Below are 18,243 nucleotides of genomic sequence, written 5' to 3' on the forward strand. Positions count from 1 at the left end.
AATTGCGCCTCGGGGAGTGACAGATCGCTACTGCGCGCCCTGCGCTTCAGCGTCGACCTGCACATCGTGGCCGAAGCGATCCTTGCCGCTGAGCCGGGCCTTGCCGCTCTCGAACGAGAGCAGCCATTTGCGGTCGGTGTCGCCGCCGACCAGGCGCATGTCGATCGCAAACGTCCGGCCGTCCTGCCATGTCCCTTTCAGCGCCATCACGCCGAGCGGCGTCGGTTGGCCGAGGCGGTAGGTGCCGTCGAGCCCGATCGGTCCCGCCAATTCCGTCACCGGCATCGCCGTCTCCAGCTCATAGTGCGGGGACGGATCGGTCAGATGCAGCGTCAGCGCCCGCAGATTGAGGCCGTTGGCCGGAAAGCGCCAGGTCTTGCCCGAGATGGCGACGGCGGTCTCGGGCACGGCACCGACCGCCGACGGCTTTTCCGCCGCGCTATCGCGCAGCGCCGCGGCAAGCTGATTGCCGCCGGCGGAGTTCACCGGCAGCGCTGTGTCGGACTTGACCGCGCCGGAAATGTCGTCGGCCATCTTGCCGAACGAGCAATAGTCGCGCGCGGTCACGACCGTGACGATGTCGAGCGCGGGGAAGATCATGATCAGCTGACAGCGGTCGCCGACCGCCATGAAGGCCTGCTGCTTCGGCATCACCCAGAAGAAATTGGCGTAGCGCAGGGACGGATCGAACGAGGCGTGCATGTCCGCCGTCGCATGGCTGATGCGATCGACCCAGCCGCGCGGCAGCAGCTGTTGCCCCTCCCATTCGCCGTCATGCAGATAGAGCAGCCCGATCTTTGCGGCGTCGCGCGGCGCGAGCAGAAGCCCGCCGCCGCCCTGCGTCAGCCCCGGCCCGATGCTGTGCCAGTAGGGCGCGGCAATCCCGAGCGGGCGAAACAGTTTCGTCACCGCATAGTCGCGCGCGCTCACGCCGGTGAGCTTGTTGATGATCGCGGCCAGCAGCTGCGGATTGCCGGTGTTGTAGTAGAACGCCTCGCCCGGCGCCTTCGCCATCGGACGGTCCAGGATGAACTGGATCGCATCGGGACTGCGTCCCCATTCGATCAGCGAGTCCGGCCTGCCGCCCTCGACGCCCTCCGTCCAGGCCATCCCCGAGGTCATGTCGAGCATGGTCTGGATCGTGATCGCGCGCTTGCGGTCATCGAGATTAGCGATGGTGCGGTCGCCAAAGAAATCCACCATGCGATGGTCGAGGCTGTCGAGCACCTTGTCCTTGAGCAGCATTGCGACCAGCGTGCCGGTCACGGCCTTGGTGACGGAATTGAAGAGATGCGGGATCTCCGGCGTGTACGGCGCGTAGTAAGCATCGAGCACGATCCGGCCATGACGCGCGATCAGCAGGCTATCGAAACTGTGAGCAGCGCCATGATTGACGAGCCGCGCCAGCGCGGCGGAATCCATCCCCTGCTCTTCCGGCGTCGTGGTCTGCCACTGCCGGGTCGGCCACACCGGATCGGCGGCGCCTTCCGCGCGGGCTGCGCCCGTCCAGAGCAGCGCGGCAACCGACAGCCCGCTCAGGATCGACATGACCAGCCGTCTGAGATGCATGCGCGCCTCGTCGGATGCGATGTGTGAGGCTGGCACAATCCGCGAGCAGTTGCATGCCTGTCAATATTATTGCGTGCTCTCCACGAACGTCACCGGCGTCCCCTTGGCGACACCGGCCGCGACATGCTGCGCATCCCAATTGGTCAGCCGAATGCAGCCGTGCGACGCGGCCTTGGAGACCTTGCCGGGATCGGGCGTGCCGTGGATGCCGTAACCTTCCGCCGAGAGATTGATCCAGACCGAGCCGACCGGGTTGTTGGGGCCGGGCTTGATCGTGAACGGTTTCGTTGATTTGACACCCTTGAATTTGTATTTGGGATTGTAGCGATAGGTCGGGTTCTTGTTGACCGCGGTCACCTTCAGCGTGCCGCTCGGCGTCGGTTTCTCCGTGCTGCCGACCGTTGCGGGATAGAAGGCGGTGAGCTTTCCAGCGGTATCGAACGTGCTGAGCGTCTGCCGCGTCTTGTCGACTTCGACGCGAGCAACCGGCGTTGACGCGCCAGTGTCGAGAACGTTGGCAACCGCGATGCTGGCACCGGCCTTGTCGAATTTCTGCCCTGGATTGAGCGCCTGAAGCAACGCCTCGCTCATGTGGAATTTTTCGGCCAGCGCCTCGCGCGCGCTGGTGTAGTTCAGCGCGGGCAGGTCCTGCATACGCTCCATCTTCGCGGGGACCTTCGCCAGGAACGGACCTTTCACGTCGGCATCGGCAATGGTGTAGTTGACGACCGCGGGTCCTTCGCTGGCAGCAGCGAGCCTGCTCCAGAGCTCCGCTGTCACGGCCTTGTCGAACGACAATCCATTCGCTGCGGCGAACGCCGTGAGCGCCTTCTGCGCGTTCTCGCCGAGCTTGCCGTCGATCTCGCCGGGAGAGAAATGCGCGCGATCGAGCAGAATCTCGAGCTTGGCAATGGAGGCGCTGATTTGCGGGCGACCCGGCAATTTTCCTGTTGGCGCCGCCGCGTCGTTGATCCCAGCGGCATCGAGACCCGCCGCCACCGTCGGGGCAGCGGAGACAAGCAAAAGGACAAAGGCAAAACGCACAACCAAAAAATGTCGGAACATCGCGCATCCCAACGTGGCTACATTCCGTAAAGTTGCGGAAGGCGTCGAAGTTCCAATGCAAACAGCGGCGCCCGCCTCCGAGGCCGCCTCCCAGCAGGCCGCAAGGTCCGCCGCCAGCCGCACGCGCAAGCGGCTCGCACTCCTGCTCAGATCAGGCTCGACCGGAGCAGCGCGGCTCGGCAAGGCACGCCCGGCTATCGTCACAGGCAAGGCAAAGACCACCAGGGGCCGCGCCGTTCGCGTGGCCTCGCGCGCGCGTTCGTCGAGCTGAGGCCGCGTCACGACGCGTGCACCGCCGCAAGCGCGGGCCGACTACATTTCGGTTCAATAAACCGGACGCGCTGGTGTATGTTGCTGGCCGTTTTCAGATCGGTTTGCTTGCAATTCATTTCCGGTGAGTGCTGTCATGACAGTCGTTGATGGCTTGGGTTACCTGGCGTCGGCTCTTGTGTTGTTGACGTTCTGCATGAACACGATGTTGAGCCTGCGCGCCGTCGCGATATTCAGCAACCTGGCATTCATCAGCTATGGATTGGGCGACCGGATCTACCCGGTGCTCATCCTGCACATTATTCTGCTTCCGTTGAACATCGTGTTGCTGTTCCAGATGGTTCGGCTGCTGCGGAAGGCCAATCGCGCCGCCGCAACGGACCTTTCCCCGAACTGGCTGCAGCCGTTCATGCGGCCGAAGCACATCAAGGCAGGAGAAACCATCTTCAGGAAAGGCGACGACGCCGATCTGCTGTACATGGTCGCATCGGGCGAGGTCAGGTTTCCCGAGATCGATCGAAGCGTATCGGCGGGCGAATTATTCGGAGAGATCGGATTGTTTTCGCTTGAGCGGCGCCGCACGCAGACGGCGTTGGCAGCAACCGACGTGGATCTGCTGTGGATCAGCGACGGCGCTCTGAGGAAACTGTGCGAACGCAATCCAGGACTGTCGCTGTATTTCCTGCGACTGACGGCGACCCGGATGACCGAGAACGCAGCCCGCTCGATCGGAGTTGTCGCGGCCGCGCGCTGATGACGGCCGTTCGCGCATAGGCCGCGCCGGGAATTCGTGCCGGCGCTACGGCGCGGACGACGCCGCAAGGCTCGGCAGCGGCGCGAACTGCATTTCTGCAACGGCCGAGCCGGCGTAGGCACTGGCGATCAGGATCATGACTCGAATGGCGACGAACATGGTTGCCTCCTCAGTCTTTTTCTTGGGTCCCTTGATGCCAGAGACTCCTTGCAGGCTGGTGAGGAAAGCTGGTTGCCGCAACCTTGAAAGCATTGGTAAGCGAGCCGTTTACGCAAGCTCCCGTTCATGAGTTGGGAACCGTATCGGCCGATCGACCGGCGCGCTAAACGCGCGGTTCACCGTCGCCGGGCATTGTTCGCCTCAATCAAGAAGGCGCAATCACAATGCCGATTTTCAGGACGATCCTTGTTGTCGTATCGATTTTTCTTGCCGGTTTGTACGCTTACGATGCATGCCGCAGCGACGGCTTGCTGATGGCGGCTCCGGTAAGCGACGTCTTTGCGCGGCGCTGGCCGGAACCCGATGCGTTTCATCCGGCAGCGGCAGCTGCTCCCGCCGCCACGGCCACCGCGACGCCGGCAGCCCGCGTTAGGGAAACGTTTGCGATGTTCATCCCCAGGGACACGCGGCGTCATTTGATGCAGCGCAGCCTTTAAAGCGTTTTCGAGCGAAGTGGGCACCGGTTCGCGTGAAGAAAACGCGTCGAAACAAGAATCGACCGCGCTGGTTCAGCCCAGCGATACGCCGGCCTTGGCGCGGCTGATGCCGAGTGTCACGATCCGATGCAGCAGGTCCGGGTAACCCAGTCCGTCATGCCCGGCGGCGGTCGCGAACTCCTGGCTCTTCGCGATCTCGGGATTGGGATTGGCTTCGATGAAATATGGAACGCCGGTGGTGGACAGGCGGAAGTCGATGCGCGCGTAGCCATCGAGTCCCAGGGTCCGGTAAATGCGCTTCGCCAGCCGTTGAATATGGGTGGATAGCTCCGGCGTCAGATCCTCGGCCGGTCCGTCCGCGATGCCGATACGCTCCTGATAGCTGGTATCGTGCTTGACCTTTTCGGTGGCGATCTGGCGCGCAGCCGGGCCGCCCATGCTGCCGAACTTCAATTCCCACACCGGCAGGACGCGCAGCCGGTTGTTGCCTATCACGCCGACATAGAGCTCGCGTCCCTCGATGAACTGCTCGGCGATCGCCGCCGTTCCGATCCGCTCATGGATGAAGGCGACGCGCTCCGCGAGCTTCTCGTCGGTATCGACGATCGACGCCTGCGAAATGCCGAGCGATCCATCGCTGCTGAGGCTCTTGACGATCAGCGGCAGCGCCAGCCGCGGCGGCCGCTTGACCTTGCGGCGCATCGGGAACACGGCGAAGGCCGGCACCGGGATCCGGCGGTGATGCACCAGCGTCTTGGACAGATCCTTGCCGCGCGCCAGGATCAGGCCGCGCGGGTTGCACCCGGTATAGGGGATCTTCATCAGCTCGAGATAGCTCGCGATGTGCTGGTCGTACACGACGTCGTAGTGAAACTCCTCCAGCAGCGTGAACACCACGTGCGGCTTGAAGCCCTCGATCTCGTCGCGCACCGGCTTGATTTCCTCCTGCACGCCGAGCGGACGAACCTCGTGACCTGCGGCGCGCAGGGTGCTCACCACGTCGTATTCGGTTTTCCACTCGTTGATTTCCCGCGCGGAGTATCCGTCGCTGGAGTCCGGCGGCACACAGTCCGGGTGCATCAGCACCAGAATGCGAAAGCGTTTCATAGCGCGATCCATTTGCGGCGCGACGGGCCGAACAGCGCGTGCATGGTCTTGGCCGTCAGCAGGATGGTGAAGTTGGTCACCAGCTTCTGCTCGGGGCCGACGGCACGCAGATTGAGCTCGCGGCAGCGCGAGATCATGTCGTCGAGCACGGCATCGAGCGTCAACTGGTTCTCGCCGGTCCACCGCGCGACCAGCTGCCTGACCTGGGCACGGTGCCGCCTGATGAAGGACGCGGCCGGCGGATGCCGGTGATGCCGCGGATCGGCGGAGAACAGCTTGGACAGATCGCGGTCGTAGGTCTTCGGCGGCGTGAAGGCGTAGAACGCCTGCTTCTTCCTGTAGTGCTCGCCGAGCGTCTGCTTGAGCGTATGCAGCGGATCGACCCGCTCGCGCGTCGCGAGTTGCGGCCGCTCGCCGGCAATCTCGCCCATCAGCTCGTCGACATATTCGAGCTTCTTCAGCGCGGGCCAGCCGGCATAGCGCGTCCGCCAGTTCGAGCGCGGCCGCAGCCACACCGCGAAGGTCTCGGCGAAATCCTCGTCCGGATGGCTTTGCGCGTACCACAGCCTGAGATGCTGGACATAATTGCGACTGGCCGGATTGGGCCGGTAGTAGCGCGGGTAGTGTTGCGATGACGGGCCGAACAGCTGCTGCCAGCGCCGGCGGCGTTGCAGCTGGTAGCCGTGCTGCACGGCGTGGCCCGCCTCGTGACGGAGAATGGCCATGCACTCGGACCACGAGGCGCCCTCGACGTCGAGCATCATCTTCTTCTCGAGCTTCATCAGGCGGGGATGGGCGAGATAGAAGGGAATGGCGATGCCGGGCACATCGGCCGGACTGAACCATTCGCTCGAGATCCAGGTGTGCGGCCGCAGCCGGATGCCGCGCTCTTCGAGCTCTTCGTAGAGCGTGCGGACACAATCCGCGAGCCAGGTCCCTTCGACCGCAACCCTCAGACTGCTGAGGCGTTGCTCGAGCAACTGCGCATCCGTGAGCTTCTCCCAGGCATATTTGCGACGCGGCATAGGCTTCCAAAAATCAAAAACAAACCGGAATCGGGATGGTGTCATAGGTTGCCGCCGGCAACAACCGCCGGGCCTTTGCGGCAGGCCCTGGTCCGCACCGCTTGGCGCCAACCCCGCCCCGTGCGCCCGCCATGGGTCGGCAGGACGCCGAGCGCCCGGACCATGGGTCGAGGTCGCCGACGGGGGCCTTCGCACTTTCTGCTATGATCGGCCGTTTTTCAGGCAAGGCGATTTGAGGGGGCGAGAATGGTTGATCGGCGGCGGCTGCTGTTTCACGGCATGGCCTTGTTCCTGATCGGGCTGTTGACCGGCCTGCTGGAGCAGCACTTCAGCAATGTGCGGATGGCGCTCGCGGCGCATCTCGAAGGCGTGATGAACGGCACGTTCCTGCTCGCGGCCGGCGCGATCTGGAGCGAGGTCAGGCTGCCGCCCCGCGCGAGCGTCGCAGCCTACTGGGCGCTGCTGTGCGGGACCTACGGCAACTGGGCCGTGACGACGCTCGCCGCCATTCTTGGAACCGGGGCACTTTCTCCGGTGACGGCAGCCGGGCTTAACGCCGCGGCGTGGCAGGAAACGTTGGTGACCGCCGCGTTCGTCTCGGTCGGCCTTGCGATCATCGCAGCATCGATCCTGCTGCTGTGGGGACTGCGCGGCAAGGCTGCGCCGGTTGCGCCTAAGGCTTGAGCCAGCGCTGCACGGCAGCCGCGGTGTCGGCCGGGTTGGTGTCGAAGCGCTGTTCAGCAACCATCGTGATTCTGTGCGGCGCGCGCCGCGACCGCGGCGCGCCGCTTGAGGAACTCACGCTCGCGCGCATTGCCGGCCAGTGCGGCGGCAGCCTCGAACGCGGCACGCGCCTCCGCGAAGCGGCTCAGCCGATGCAAGAGATCGCCACGCACGCTCGGCAGCAGGTGATAGGCTTTCAGCGCCGGCTCGTCGGCGAGGCCGTCGACGATTGCGAGCGCCGCCAGCGGCCCTTCGGCCATCCCGATCGCGACCGCGCGGTTGAGCGCGATGACAGGCGAATCCAGCAGCGCGGCGAGATCGCCGTACAGCGCGGCGATGCGGCGCCAGTCGGTCGCGTCCGGCGTGTCGGCCTCGGCATGGCAGGCGGCGATCGCGGCCTGCAGCACATAGAAGCCGCCGGCGCCGCCGAGCTCGCGGGCGCGGGCCAGCGCGAGCTGGCCGCGGCGGATCTGCAGGCGATCCCACAGCGCGCGGTTCTGGTCCATCAGCAGGATCGGCTCGCCGGCCGCATCGGTGCGCGCCGCCATCCGCGATGCGTTGAACTCCATCAGCGCCAGCAGGCCGTGCGCCTCCGGCTCCGATGGTGCGATCGAGGTCAGCACACGGCCGATGCGCAGCGCCTCGTTGCAGAGCTGCGGCCGCAGCCATTCGTCGCCGCTCGCCGCAGTATAGCCCTCGTTGAAGATCAGATAGGCGACCTCGAGCACGGAGGCGAGCCGCTCGGACAAATCCTCGCCGCGCGGCGTCTCGTAGACAAGGCCGGATTCCGACAGCGTGCGCTTGGCGCGCACGATGCGCTGGGCGATGGTCGCCTCCGCCTGCAGGAAGGCGCGCGCGATCTCCTCGGTGGTGAGGCCGCAGATCATGCGAAGCGCCAGCGCGGCGCGGGCCTCGCGCGACAGCAGCGGATGGCAGGCGGTGAAGATCAGCCGCAGCAATTCGTCGCCGATATCGTCGTCGAGCGCGGAATCGAAATCGGGCATGGTCTCCTGCTCCCGCACCAGATCATGCGCCAGCATGCCGTGCTTCTCGGCCAGCATGCGGCTCCGCCTGATATGATCGAGCGCGCGCCGCTTGGCGGTCGCCATTAGCCAGGCGCCCGGTTTCTCCGGCACGCCGCTGAGCGGCCAGTGCTCGAGCGCCGCGATCAGCGCCTCCTGGGTCAGATCCTCGGCGAGCGGCACGTCGCGCAGCATCCGCGACAGACTGGTGATCAGCCGTGGCTGCTCGATGCGCCACACCGCAAGGATCGTCGCCTGGATGTCGGCGGCCGTCATTGCCGCCGACCTGGATTGCCGCCCGGACGCGCCCTGTTCACGCGAACCGGAGACCGCCTCGCGTGAACGCGCCCTGTCCGCTGCGCATCAAGCGATGGCGGACACGTCGACCTGGCAGGCGCCGTCGACGCCCGGGGAGGCAAAGGGGCGCACCTCGCAGGTGCCGTCCCAACCCGGCATATGCTCCTTGTGCAGCTGCATGAACTCGACCGCGGCCGCGACCGCCTCTTCCTTGTTGCGGAGCTCGAAGATCGCGTAGCCGCCGATCATCTCCTTGGTCTCGACGAACGGCCCGTCGATGACGTTGAGCTTGCCGTCGGTGATGCGGACCTGGGCCCCCATCGCGACCGGCAACAGCCCGCCGGTGTCGATCATGCGGCCGGCCTTGATCTCCCGCTCGGCGAGCTTGCCCATCGCCTCCATCAGGGCCGGCGTCGGCGGGCGCGGGGGCTGGGTGGAGGTGACGATATACATGAACCGCATCGGAAAACTCCTGTTGGGCGAGAAGCGACGATAATCGCCGCAAACCGGCTCGCTATAGGGGACGACGATCCGAGGCATGCCGGATCGACAAGGAAAAGGGAAATATTTTGGGGGCGAAAGACAACATCTGGGCCAAGGCCCCTTCTCCTTCCCCCTGAAAGGGGGAAGGTCGGGATGGGGGTCGGCCGCAGGCAAAGCTGCAAGCGGAGAGAGCAGATCCCCACCCGCTTTGCGCTACAAGCAAAGCGACCTCCCCTTTCAAGGGGAGGTTCAGATGCGCGTTGTCCCCTACTGCTCCCGCAGCATGATCAGCGGGTCGGCGCTGTCGGGGACGCGGCGCCACTGGGCGTTGTCGTCGGCCTCGAACTGCCAGGTCTCGCCCTTGGGCGACATCAGGATCATCTGGCCGTGATCCAGCCGCCACAGCGTCGGGTTGAACGCCGCGATCGCGGGGTCGCACTTGCCCTTCAGGAACACCTGGAAATTGTCGTTGCCGGCCTCGGTATTGGTCAGCACCAGTGCGCAGATCGCCTGGCCGTTGCCGCGCACCATCGACCAGTCGCCGATCATCTGGTCCATCGACTTGGCGAGCGAGCGGGCGGCTGCGAGATTTTGCAGGATGTAGACGCCCTCGTTGGTGCGCATGCCCTCGAAGATGCCGGTCTCGACCTCGGTGAAATCGATCACCGCCTCGCCTGCCGCGTTGTGCAACCGCACGATGTCGCCGAGGCCCTTGATGCTCCAGCCGGTGATGTCCTTGGTGAAGGGCAGCGCGGCGGCGCAGGCCGGCTCGAGCTCGAGCTTGAAGCCTTGCGGCGTCGCATCGCTCTTCAGCGTCACGACGCAGGTCTTGCTGCGCTCGGTAGTGGCGAGTTCCCACTGCCCGATCATGTCCTTCTTCAACGTCGAGACGTCCTGCGCGGCTGCCGGACCGCACGCGGCCAGCAACAGACACAGCACGACGTTGAAGCGGGACAGGATCATCAGCGGCCCTTCACCGGGGTTTCGGCAACCGGCGTCAGCGGCGGCTTGCCGGCGAACCAGTTCGTGATGTTGTCGACCACAAGCTGGTCCATCGCATTACGCGTCACCACCGAGGCCGAACCGATATGCGGCAGCAGCACGACGTTCTGCATCGCCTTCAACTCGTCCGGCACGTTCGGCTCGGCCGCGAACACGTCGAGACCGGCGGCGAGGATGGTGCCGGATTTCAGCGCCGCGACCAGCGCCGGCTCGTCGACCACCGAGCCGCGCGCGACGTTGATCAGCACGCCGCGCGGGCCGAGCGCCTTCAGCACGTCGGCATTGATCATCTTCGCCGTCGAGGCGCCGCCCGGCACGATGACGATCAAGGTATCGACCGCCTTCGCCATCTCGATCAGATCGGGATAGTGCTTGTAGGAGACGTCCTTGGACGGATTGCGCGAATGATAGGACACCGGCACGCGCGAGGCCTCCAGCCGCCGCCCGATCGCCTGGCCGATCCGGCCCATGCCGACGATGCCGATCTTGCGATCGCGCAGCGAGCCGACGCTGAGCGGATAATTCTGGGTCTGCCACAGGCCGGAGCGCACATAGCGGTCCGCCTTGACGAACTCGCGCAGCGTCGCGATCAACAGCCCCATCGCGACGTCGGCGACCTCCTCGGTCAGCACGTCAGGCGTGTTGGTGACCACGATATTGTGATCCCGCGCATAGGCGGAATCGACGTGATCGTAGCCGACGCCGAAGCTGCCGACGATCTCGAGCTTCGGAAACATCGCCATCGCGGTCTTGTCGGTCGCCATCGTGTGATAGGTGACGGCGATGCCGCGGATCTTGGCCATCGTGTCGGGCGTCAGGCGCTCGAGGTCGCCGCGGCTCTCGGCCCGGTGCAGCACGTATTGATCGGAAAAGCCGTTTTCGAGGATGGGCCGGATCGGCCCATAGATCAGGAGATCGATCTTTTCGGAAGAAATCGGGGCCATCAACTGTCCTTTCCTAACGCGCTTTCATGCCAACGCCGCAACAGAAGGTGCGAAACTAGCGCCAGCACCCCATAGATGACAATCCCGGCCAGCGATAGCAGCAGAAGTGCTGCAAACATGCGGGGAATATTCAGCCGGTAGCCTGATTCAGCGATCCGGAAGGCAAGGCCCGAGCCGGCGCCGGCGCTGCCCGCCGCGATCTCCGCGACCACGGCGCCGATCAGCGACAGCCCGCCGGCAATGCGCAGGCCGCCGAGGATATAGGGCAGCGCTGCGGGCAGCTTCAGGAACAGCAGCGTCTGCAGCTTGGATGCGCCATAAAGTTGAAACAATCCGGCGAGGTTGCGATCGACCGAGCTGAGGCCGAGCGTGGTGTTCGACAGCACTGGAAAGAACGCCACGATCCAGGCGCAGACGATCACGGCGGTCTGCTGTTGCAGATAGATCAGCAGCAGCGGCGCAATCGCGATCACGGGTGTGACCTGCAGCACCACGGCATAGGGGAACAGCGAATATTCCAGCCATTTCGACTGGTTGAACAGCAGCGCCAGCACGACGCCGCCGACCGCGGCGGCGATGAAGCCTTCGAGCGTGGTCAAGAGCGTGACGCCGAGCGATTGCGACAGCACCGGCCAGTCCGCAACCAGCGTCTTCAGCACCAGGAGCGGGCTCGGCAGCACATAGGGCTGGATGCCATAGGCGCGAACGATGGCTTCCCAGAGCACGAGGCCCGCGGCAAGCACCACGACCGGAAGCAGGAAACGAACGAGGTCCTGCGGAGACTTCATGCGCCCGCCTGCCCTGCATAGGACGGCGCCAGCGCGCCCGAGACCTCGCGGCAGAACGCGGCGTACTCGGCCGAGGTGCGGAACTCCTCGCCGCGCGGCTCGGGCGAGGCGATGCGAAACTCGGCGCCGATCCGTCCCGGCCGCGCCGTCATCACGATCACGCGCTGCGAGAGATAAACCGACTCGAACACCGAGTGCGTCACGAAGATGACGGTCTTGTGCAGATTGCGCCACAGCGACAGCAGGTCGTTGTTGAGACGAAAGCGCGTGATCTCGTCGAGCGCGGCAAACGGCTCGTCCATCAAGAGGATATCGGGATCGGTGACCAGCGCGCGCGCCAGCGACACCCGCATCTTCATGCCGCCGGACAATTCGCGTGGATAGGCGGTCGCGAACTCGGCCAGCCCGACTTGATCGAGCGCCGCATCGATGCGCGCATCGGCGTCCGACGCCGGCGCGCGGGCGAGCTTCAGCGGCAGGCGGACATTGTCACGCACCGTCGCCCACGGCATCAGGGTCGGCTCCTGGAACACGAAGCCGATCGGATGGCTGCCGCGCCGCCCGGCGCCGTGCTGCGCGAGCTCGACCGTGCCGTTGCTCGGCGTGGCGAGGCCGGCAATGAGGCGCAGCGCGGTGGATTTGCCGCAGCCGGAAGGGCCGAGCAGCGAGACGAACTCGCCGCGCCTGACGTCGAGGTCGAGCGGCCCGAGCGCCGTCACGCCGCTGTCATAGGTCTTGCTGACGCCGCGCAGACGCACGGCCGATCCGGCATCAGGTCCAGACAACGCAGACTCCGCCATCGCGCGTCGGCACCCGTCAGTTCTTCGGCCGGAGCTCGGCGCCGACTGCCTTGTTGACGAAGCGCAGCGTGTAGCCCTGGCGATAGTCGATGGTGCTCTTGACCACCCCGGCACGCACCATCTTGTCGAAGAAGCTCGCCATCCGCTCATCGGTCATGGCACCGATGCCGTTCTTGATGGAATCGCCGGAATCGACGATGCCGTGCTCGCGCATCTTGGCAACGCAGTAGGCCAGCAGCTCGTCGTTCATTTCAGGATTGAGCTTCTTGATCATCGCATTGCCGGCCGAGTTGTCGCCGTAGACGTAAGTGTACCAGCCGACGATGGAGGCATCGACGAAGCGTTGCACCAGGTCAGGCTTCTTGTCGACGAGGTCGCGGCGGGTCTCGATCAGGGTCGAATAGGAGTTGAAACCGTAATCGGCAATCAGGAGAACATTCGGCTTGAAGCCGGCGGCTTTCTCCACCGCAAAGGGCTCCGAGGTGACATAGCCCTGCATCGCGGTCTGCTTGTTCACGATGAAGGGCTGCGGGTTGAAGGTGTAGGGCTTCACCTTGTTCTCGTCGAAGCCGTATTCGGACTTCAGCCACTGGAAATAGCTGGTGATGCCTTCCTTCGAGATCAAAAGCGTCAGCGGCTTCAGATCCTCGATCTTGCCGACCTTGACCTCGGGATGGGTCAGGAAGACCTGCGGGTCCTTCTGGAACATCGCCGCGACCGCGACCAGCGGCACGTTGTTGGTGACGGCGTCGAAGGTCTGCAGCGAGTTCGCGCTCATGAAGAAGTCGAGCTTGCCCGCGATCAGCAGCATGCGGTTGTTCTCGTTGGGACCGCCGGGCACGATTGACACGTCGAGCCCGTATTTCTTGTAGGTGCCGTCGGCGAGCGCCTGGAAGAACCCGCCATGCTCGCCCTCGGCGACCCAATTGGTGCCGAACGAGACCTTGTCCAAAGTCTTGTCCGGGCTCTGCGCCCGTGCCGGGAGCAGGCTTACGGAAACGCCGAGGGTGGCGGCCAGAATGGCTGTGGTTAACGCTCGCGGCAAAAAGGCCGGGATCATGGTTGGACTCCGTCGATCATTATGGCCCATGATGGAAGGCGGGATGACGTGGACCGCGCCCGGAGACGCGAACGCCCCACTGATGTTAGACAAACTAGCCTGCAAATCCACCCCATGAAACGCTTGTATTGAAACGACCGGCTCGATGACTTCTCAGCTTCCGCCCCGTGACTGGACCGCCATCCACTGGCCCGACCTCGCCAAGTCTAAGGCCGAGGGTGCGGCCGCGCGGTGGATCGCGGTGCTGCCGCTGGCCGCGACCGAGCAGCACGGGCCGCATCTGCCGCTTGGAACCGACGTCATGATCGGCGAGGCGTATCTGGCGCGGGTGCACGAGCTGCTGCCGGCGGCCATCCCGGCGACGTTCCTGCCCTTGCAGCCGGTCGGCATCTCCACCGAGCACATCGATTTTCCGGGCACGCTGACCCTGCCGACCAAGGTGGCGCTGAACAGCTGGATGGCGCTCGGCACGAGCGTGGCGCGCGCCGGCGTCAGGAAGCTCGTGATGGTGACGAGCCATGGCGGCAATTCCGCCGCGATGCAGCTCGTGGCGCAGGACCTGCGCGCGCAGCACAAGATGCTGGTGGTAACCACGAGCTGGTCGCGCTTCGGCACGCCGGACGGGCTGTTCGATGCCGACGAATTGCGCCACGGCATCCATGGCGGCGCGGTCGAGACCTCGATCATGCTGGCGAAATATCCGCAACACGTGCGCAAGGACGCGATCGCCGACTTCAAGCCCGCAAGCGTGCAGATCGAGAAGGACCATCGCTTTCTTTCGACCCAGCGGCCGGCGCCATTCGCCTGGCAGGCGCAGGACCTCAATCCGAGCGGCGCGATCGGCGATGCGACCAAGGCCTCGGCCGAGAAGGGCGAAAAGCTGCTCGAGCACGGCGCGCGCGCATTCTGCGAGCTGCTGGCCGATGTCGACAGGTTCGATCCGGGCGTCTTTCAGGGTTAACTGACCCGGAATTCCGTCGCCTTGTGAGAGGCCGACGAAACAATTCACGAAACCATATTTCCCGACCAGCCTTCGAACCGGAACCGAAGAGCCTCCGTCCAACGGGCATGCGGACCATACCGGCGCCGCGCTCAAACAGGATGGAGTATCCCATGTCGATCAAGACCAAGTTTGCCGCCCTCGCCCTCACCGCGCTCGCCGTGACCGGCACCATCGCGTCCACGACGTCGCAGGCCAATGCCAAGCCGTATGGCTGGGGCTGGGGCGTCGGTGCGGGCCTCGTCGGCGCCGCCATCGTCGGCAGCGCGATCGCGGCCAGTGACGGCTATTACGACGCCGGCTATCGGCGCTGCGTCTGGGTGCGCCAGTTCGACGCCTACGGCAACTACATCGGCCGTGTGCGTTCCTGCTACTGATCGACGGGTTTTCATAGTGTTTTCGAGCGAAGTGGGCACCGGTTCGCGTGAAGAAAGCACGTCAACCAAGAATCTAGAGCCGAGTAGGCTCTAGGGCTGCGGATCCTGCGTTCGGCACGGGTCCTCATCCACCCCGTGTCGCGCACGACCCGTCCGGTGATCCCCCCGGGCGGGTCAACCCGCGTCGGCCGCCGCATCCGCGCTCGGTTACAGATACTTTGCGATCAGCCGGAAGTCGCGCAGCACGTTGCGGCCCTTCGGACCCGATGCCTTCAGCGTCTCCTCCAGGCTATGGCCGATATGATCGTGGATCAGCGCCTTCTTGGCGCTCTCGATCGCGCTCTCCACCGCCTGCAATTGCTGGGCGATCTGCGCACAGGGCCGGCCCTGCTCGATCATCTCGACAATGGTCTCGAGATGGCCGTTGGCGCGCTTCAGGCGCCGCGCGATCGCAGCGTGCGGATGGTCGTCGGACATGCGGTTCTCCTATCCTCCCGGGAGGATAGCCATGATCCTCCCTGGGGGATAGCAGAATCGGCTTGACAGGCCATTGCAGCGGGCGTAGTGCCCGATGGTCGGAACATGCGTTCCGCAGCGGGGTTTGCTCCCGGACACCAACCCGACCACGAGCCAGCACAGAAGGCACATGGGCAGTAGCAACTCAGGCGACAGTAGACCGGCAACGGGACACTTGACGCCGCAACACAGCAAGACTGATCGCGCAGTTCTCGCCTGCGTGGATGGGTGGTCACGCCTCACGTAACCGCCTGCTCCTCACCGGCCTGCCGCGCGACAGCGGAAGTGGAGGTGAGCGATGTTCGAAAAGCTCGCAAAATTCCGATCGTTCGAGCCGCAGCAGATCCCGCCGCGGGCGGCCGCCTATTCCAATGACAACCTGCCGGGTTTTCGCCGCCCGGCGGATCGCCGGCGTCCAACCCCGGCCTGTCATTGGGTCCTGATCGACGGCCGGCTGGAATGCCGGTGGACCACCGACGACACCAGCGGTGATCTCGATCAGCAGCACGCGGGCCGTCATCTGGGCGGCCCGCACACCGCCGCACGCCGTGCCGCGGCGAAGCCGCGGCTGTGCGCCTGAACTTTTTCGCATGATCTCGCTCGGAAAGCCGCCGCGCACTTTTCCGGATCATGCGCCAGGAGGCCGATATGGACGAAGGACCTAGTCGTCCCGTTGCGCGCCATCGCGGCGCGGCAGCGGGATTCTCGAACTGCATGACATCTGGAAATGCCGCTGCTCACGGCAGTGGAGACGTGCGCGCCTGATCGCGCCGCGTCCCCCTCGCCGTGCCCGAAGGGCGGCGAGAGGGACGCGATATGACTGACACCAACACCACCCAAACCGCCATTCTCGACAGCGCGCATGCCGGCGACATCCATGGCGCGCTCGGCAGCATCGCGCGCGACGACACCGCGCCGCGCGCGACCTTGCTGGCCCGGCTGAAGACGCTGCTGGCGATCGTCGGCCCCGGCCTGATCGTGATGGTCGGCGACAACGACGCCGGCGCGTTCGGCACCTACACCCAGGCCGGCCAGAATTACGGCACCACGCTCTTGTGGACGCTGCTGCTCTTGATCCCGGTGCTCTACGTCAACCAGGAGATGGTGGTGCGGCTCGGCGCCGTCACCGGCGTCGGACATGCGCGGCTGATCTTCGAGCGCTTCGGCAGGTTCTGGGGAGCCTTCAGCGTGATCGACCTCCTGGTGCTGAACGCGCTGACCATCGTTACCGAATTCATCGGCATCACCTTCGCGCTGCATTTTCTCGGCGTCTCACAGTTCTGGGGCGTGCTGGCCTCGGCTGTGATCGTGATGCTGGCGGTCTCGACCGGAGACTTCCGCCGCTTCGAACGCTTCGGCATCGTGCTGGTCGCCGGCAGCCTGCTGCTGGTGCCCGTGATCCTGATGGTGCACCCGCCGGTCGGGCAGATCGCGGCGGATTTCTTCGTGCCCAGGATGCCGCAGGACGCCAGGCTCAGCGAGGTAATGCTCTTGATCGTCGCCATCGTCGGCACCACGGTGGCGCCGTGGCAATTGTTCTTCCAGCAGAGCTACATCGTCGACAAGCGGATCACGCCGCGCTTCATCCGCTATGAGCGGATGGACCTGTGCATCGGCATCGTGCTGGTCGTGGTCGGCGCCCTGGCGATGATCTCGTTCTGCGCCGAAGTGTTCGCCGGCAAACCCGAATTCGGCAATTACACCGACGCGCTGGGGACCGCGGTCGGGCTCGAGAAATATGCCGGCCGGCTGCCGGCGGTGCTGTTCGCCCTCGCGCTGCTGGATGCGTGCATCATCGGCGCGGCCGCGGTCTCCCTCTCGACGGCCTATGCGATCGGTGACGTGTTCGCGGTCAAGCACTCGCTGCACCGCAAGCCGTGGGATGCGAAGGGCTTCTACGGCATCTATTGCGGCCTGATCGTGCTCGCCGCCGTCCTGGTGCTGACGCCGGGCACGCCGCTCGGGCTGCTCACCAACGCGGTGCAGACGCTGGCCGGCGTGCTGCTGCCGAGCGCAACCGTGTTCCTGCTCTTGCTGTGCAACGACCGTCACATCCTCGGGCCGTGGGTCAACTCGACCAGGCTGAACCTGTTTACCGGCGCGGTGGTCGCGGCACTGGTGATGCTGTCGGTGATCCTGACCGCCGCAGTGCTGTTCCCGGATCTCGGCGAAGCCTGGATCATCGGCATCCTCATCGGCGGCAGCCTGCTCGCGCTCGCGGTCACCGCGGCCGTCAAGCTGTACGAGGTGTTGTCGTACGGTCGCGCGTCCTCCCGCATCAAGCACAAGCCGCCGCTGTTCGACCGCGACACCTGGCGGATGCCGCCACTCGATCGGCTGCCGCCAGTCCGCCTCAGCCCTTTGAGCCGGACCTGGATGATCGTGCTGCGCGGGTATCTCGTCGTCGCCGCCGGGCTCGTGCTGCTGCGGATCGTCCAGCTCGCCACGGTGGGGGCGTGACCGCGCCTGGTCGCGGCCGACGTTGGAGCGCGATCGTGTTGTTCAGGCTGGCAAGCGCCATCCTGCGCGGTGCAACCGCGCTCTATCAGCGCCGTGTGATTTCAGGCGCCGGCCTGCGGACGGCGCTGTCGATGGCGCGATGCGTCGAACGGGCCGGCGCGAGGGTCGTGCTCGGCAGGGCATCGCAGCCGGCATTCATCACAACAAGGGACGAAGACGATGGTGGCCTCGATTGAATGGTCGGGTCTCGACCGATTTGCCACAGATGCGCGGTTGATCGCAGCCGATGAGACCCGCGGCCTCGTGGCGTTACGCGACTGTCATA

At 65.1% G+C, this 18,243-nt stretch carries 21 protein-coding genes; 9 read left to right on the top strand and 12 right to left on the bottom strand.

Features of this window, described 5'->3' with window-relative positions; genetic code table 11:
• Nucleotides 1-27: 27 nt before the first annotated feature.
• A complete protein-coding gene (locus XH92_RS41100) occupies nt 28-1,569 on the bottom strand; it encodes a serine hydrolase (RefSeq protein WP_194457110.1) in 1,542 nt (513 codons plus the stop codon).
• A gap of 66 nt (nt 1,570-1,635) precedes the next feature.
• Nucleotides 1,636-2,634, bottom strand: a complete 999-nt coding sequence (locus XH92_RS41105) for a L,D-transpeptidase family protein (protein WP_194457111.1) — start codon at nt 2,632-2,634, stop codon at nt 1,636-1,638.
• Nucleotides 2,635-2,689: 55 nt separating this feature from the next.
• Here XH92_RS41105 and XH92_RS41110 point away from each other — a divergent pair, with 55 nt between their 5' ends.
• The 3 genes from XH92_RS41110 (at nt 2,690) to XH92_RS41120 (ending at nt 4,314) form a co-directional block, all read left to right on the top strand.
• A complete protein-coding gene (locus tag XH92_RS41110) occupies nt 2,690-2,905 on the top strand; it encodes a hypothetical protein (protein ID WP_194457112.1) in 216 nt (71 codons plus the stop codon).
• Nucleotides 2,906-3,040: 135 nt separating this feature from the next.
• The gene (locus XH92_RS41115; protein ID WP_194457113.1) at nt 3,041-3,658 is read left to right on the top strand and encodes a Crp/Fnr family transcriptional regulator; all 618 of its coding nucleotides are present in this window, start codon (nt 3,041-3,043) and stop codon (nt 3,656-3,658) included.
• Nucleotides 3,659-4,041: 383 nt separating this feature from the next.
• On the top strand, nt 4,042-4,314 hold the full coding sequence (locus XH92_RS41120; RefSeq protein ID WP_194457114.1) for a hypothetical protein: 273 nt from the start codon (nt 4,042-4,044) through the stop codon (nt 4,312-4,314).
• A gap of 72 nt (nt 4,315-4,386) precedes the next feature.
• Here the strand turns inward: XH92_RS41120 and XH92_RS41125 are convergent, their stop codons facing one another.
• Together XH92_RS41125 and XH92_RS41130 are read right to left on the bottom strand one after the other, a co-directional pair.
• Nucleotides 4,387-5,421: an ATP-grasp domain-containing protein gene (locus XH92_RS41125; protein WP_194457115.1), complete on the bottom strand. Its 1,035-nt coding sequence runs from the start codon at nt 5,419-5,421 to the stop codon at nt 4,387-4,389.
• Nucleotides 5,418-6,446 (bottom strand): putative zinc-binding metallopeptidase, encoded by a 1,029-nt coding sequence (locus tag XH92_RS41130; protein WP_194457116.1) that lies wholly within the window; start codon nt 6,444-6,446, stop codon nt 5,418-5,420. The genes XH92_RS41125 and XH92_RS41130 overlap by 4 nt, the downstream gene beginning before the upstream one ends.
• Before the next feature lie 246 nt (nt 6,447-6,692).
• On the opposite strand from XH92_RS41130, the gene XH92_RS41135 reads away from it, so the two are divergent.
• A complete protein-coding gene (locus XH92_RS41135) occupies nt 6,693-7,130 on the top strand; it encodes a hydrogenase (RefSeq protein WP_194457117.1) in 438 nt (145 codons plus the stop codon).
• Nucleotides 7,131-7,183: 53 nt separating this feature from the next.
• Here XH92_RS41135 and XH92_RS41140 read toward each other — a convergent pair whose 3' ends face one another.
• From XH92_RS41140 to XH92_RS41170, 7 genes are all read right to left on the bottom strand, one after another.
• The gene (locus XH92_RS41140; RefSeq protein WP_194457118.1) at nt 7,184-8,467 is read right to left on the bottom strand and encodes an RNA polymerase sigma factor; all 1,284 of its coding nucleotides are present in this window, start codon (nt 8,465-8,467) and stop codon (nt 7,184-7,186) included.
• 87 nt (nt 8,468-8,554) lie between these two features.
• Nucleotides 8,555-8,950, bottom strand: a complete 396-nt coding sequence (locus tag XH92_RS41145; RefSeq protein WP_194457119.1) for a YciI family protein — start codon at nt 8,948-8,950, stop codon at nt 8,555-8,557.
• A gap of 288 nt (nt 8,951-9,238) precedes the next feature.
• The gene (locus tag XH92_RS41150) at nt 9,239-9,934 is read right to left on the bottom strand and encodes an AprI/Inh family metalloprotease inhibitor (protein WP_194457120.1); all 696 of its coding nucleotides are present in this window, start codon (nt 9,932-9,934) and stop codon (nt 9,239-9,241) included.
• The gene (locus XH92_RS41155) at nt 9,934-10,917 is read right to left on the bottom strand and encodes a 2-hydroxyacid dehydrogenase (RefSeq protein WP_194457121.1); all 984 of its coding nucleotides are present in this window, start codon (nt 10,915-10,917) and stop codon (nt 9,934-9,936) included. The genes XH92_RS41150 and XH92_RS41155 overlap by 1 nt, the downstream gene beginning before the upstream one ends.
• Nucleotides 10,917-11,705 (bottom strand): ABC transporter permease, encoded by a 789-nt coding sequence (locus XH92_RS41160; RefSeq protein WP_194457122.1) that lies wholly within the window; start codon nt 11,703-11,705, stop codon nt 10,917-10,919. Before XH92_RS41160 ends, XH92_RS41155 begins: the two co-directional genes overlap by 1 nt.
• Complete coding sequence (locus XH92_RS41165) at nt 11,702-12,505, bottom strand: ABC transporter ATP-binding protein (protein WP_194457123.1); 804 nt, start codon at nt 12,503-12,505, stop codon at nt 11,702-11,704. Before XH92_RS41165 ends, XH92_RS41160 begins: the two co-directional genes overlap by 4 nt.
• A gap of 16 nt (nt 12,506-12,521) precedes the next feature.
• Nucleotides 12,522-13,565 carry an ABC transporter substrate-binding protein gene (locus tag XH92_RS41170; RefSeq protein WP_194457124.1) on the bottom strand — a complete coding sequence of 348 codons (1,044 nt, stop codon included), beginning with the start codon at nt 13,563-13,565 and terminating at the stop codon, nt 12,522-12,524.
• Between the two features lie 145 nt (nt 13,566-13,710).
• On the opposite strand from XH92_RS41170, the gene XH92_RS41175 reads away from it, so the two are divergent.
• Together XH92_RS41175 and XH92_RS41180 are read left to right on the top strand one after the other, a co-directional pair.
• Entirely contained in the window at nt 13,711-14,526 is an 816-nt protein-coding gene (locus tag XH92_RS41175; protein ID WP_194457125.1) for a creatininase family protein, read from the top strand.
• A 152-nt stretch (nt 14,527-14,678) separates the two neighbouring features.
• Complete coding sequence (locus XH92_RS41180) at nt 14,679-14,942, top strand: hypothetical protein (RefSeq protein WP_194457126.1); 264 nt, start codon at nt 14,679-14,681, stop codon at nt 14,940-14,942.
• A 207-nt stretch (nt 14,943-15,149) separates the two neighbouring features.
• Here XH92_RS41180 and XH92_RS41185 read toward each other — a convergent pair whose 3' ends face one another.
• Nucleotides 15,150-15,419 (bottom strand): metal-sensing transcriptional repressor, encoded by a 270-nt coding sequence (locus XH92_RS41185; RefSeq protein WP_050403822.1) that lies wholly within the window; start codon nt 15,417-15,419, stop codon nt 15,150-15,152.
• A 337-nt stretch (nt 15,420-15,756) separates the two neighbouring features.
• On the opposite strand from XH92_RS41185, the gene XH92_RS41190 reads away from it, so the two are divergent.
• From XH92_RS41190 to XH92_RS41200, 3 genes are all read left to right on the top strand, one after another.
• Entirely contained in the window at nt 15,757-16,038 is a 282-nt protein-coding gene (locus XH92_RS41190) for a hypothetical protein (RefSeq protein WP_194457127.1), read from the top strand.
• A 236-nt stretch (nt 16,039-16,274) separates the two neighbouring features.
• Complete coding sequence (locus XH92_RS41195; RefSeq protein WP_194457128.1) at nt 16,275-17,918, top strand: NRAMP family divalent metal transporter; 1,644 nt, start codon at nt 16,275-16,277, stop codon at nt 17,916-17,918.
• A 35-nt stretch (nt 17,919-17,953) separates the two neighbouring features.
• Nucleotides 17,954-18,154 carry a hypothetical protein gene (locus XH92_RS41200; RefSeq protein WP_194457129.1) on the top strand — a complete coding sequence of 67 codons (201 nt, stop codon included), beginning with the start codon at nt 17,954-17,956 and terminating at the stop codon, nt 18,152-18,154.
• Nucleotides 18,155-18,243: the final 89 nt, after the last annotated feature.

The organism is Bradyrhizobium sp. CCBAU 53421, assembly GCF_015291625.1.
Taxonomy (GTDB): Bacteria; Pseudomonadota; Alphaproteobacteria; order Rhizobiales; family Xanthobacteraceae; genus Bradyrhizobium.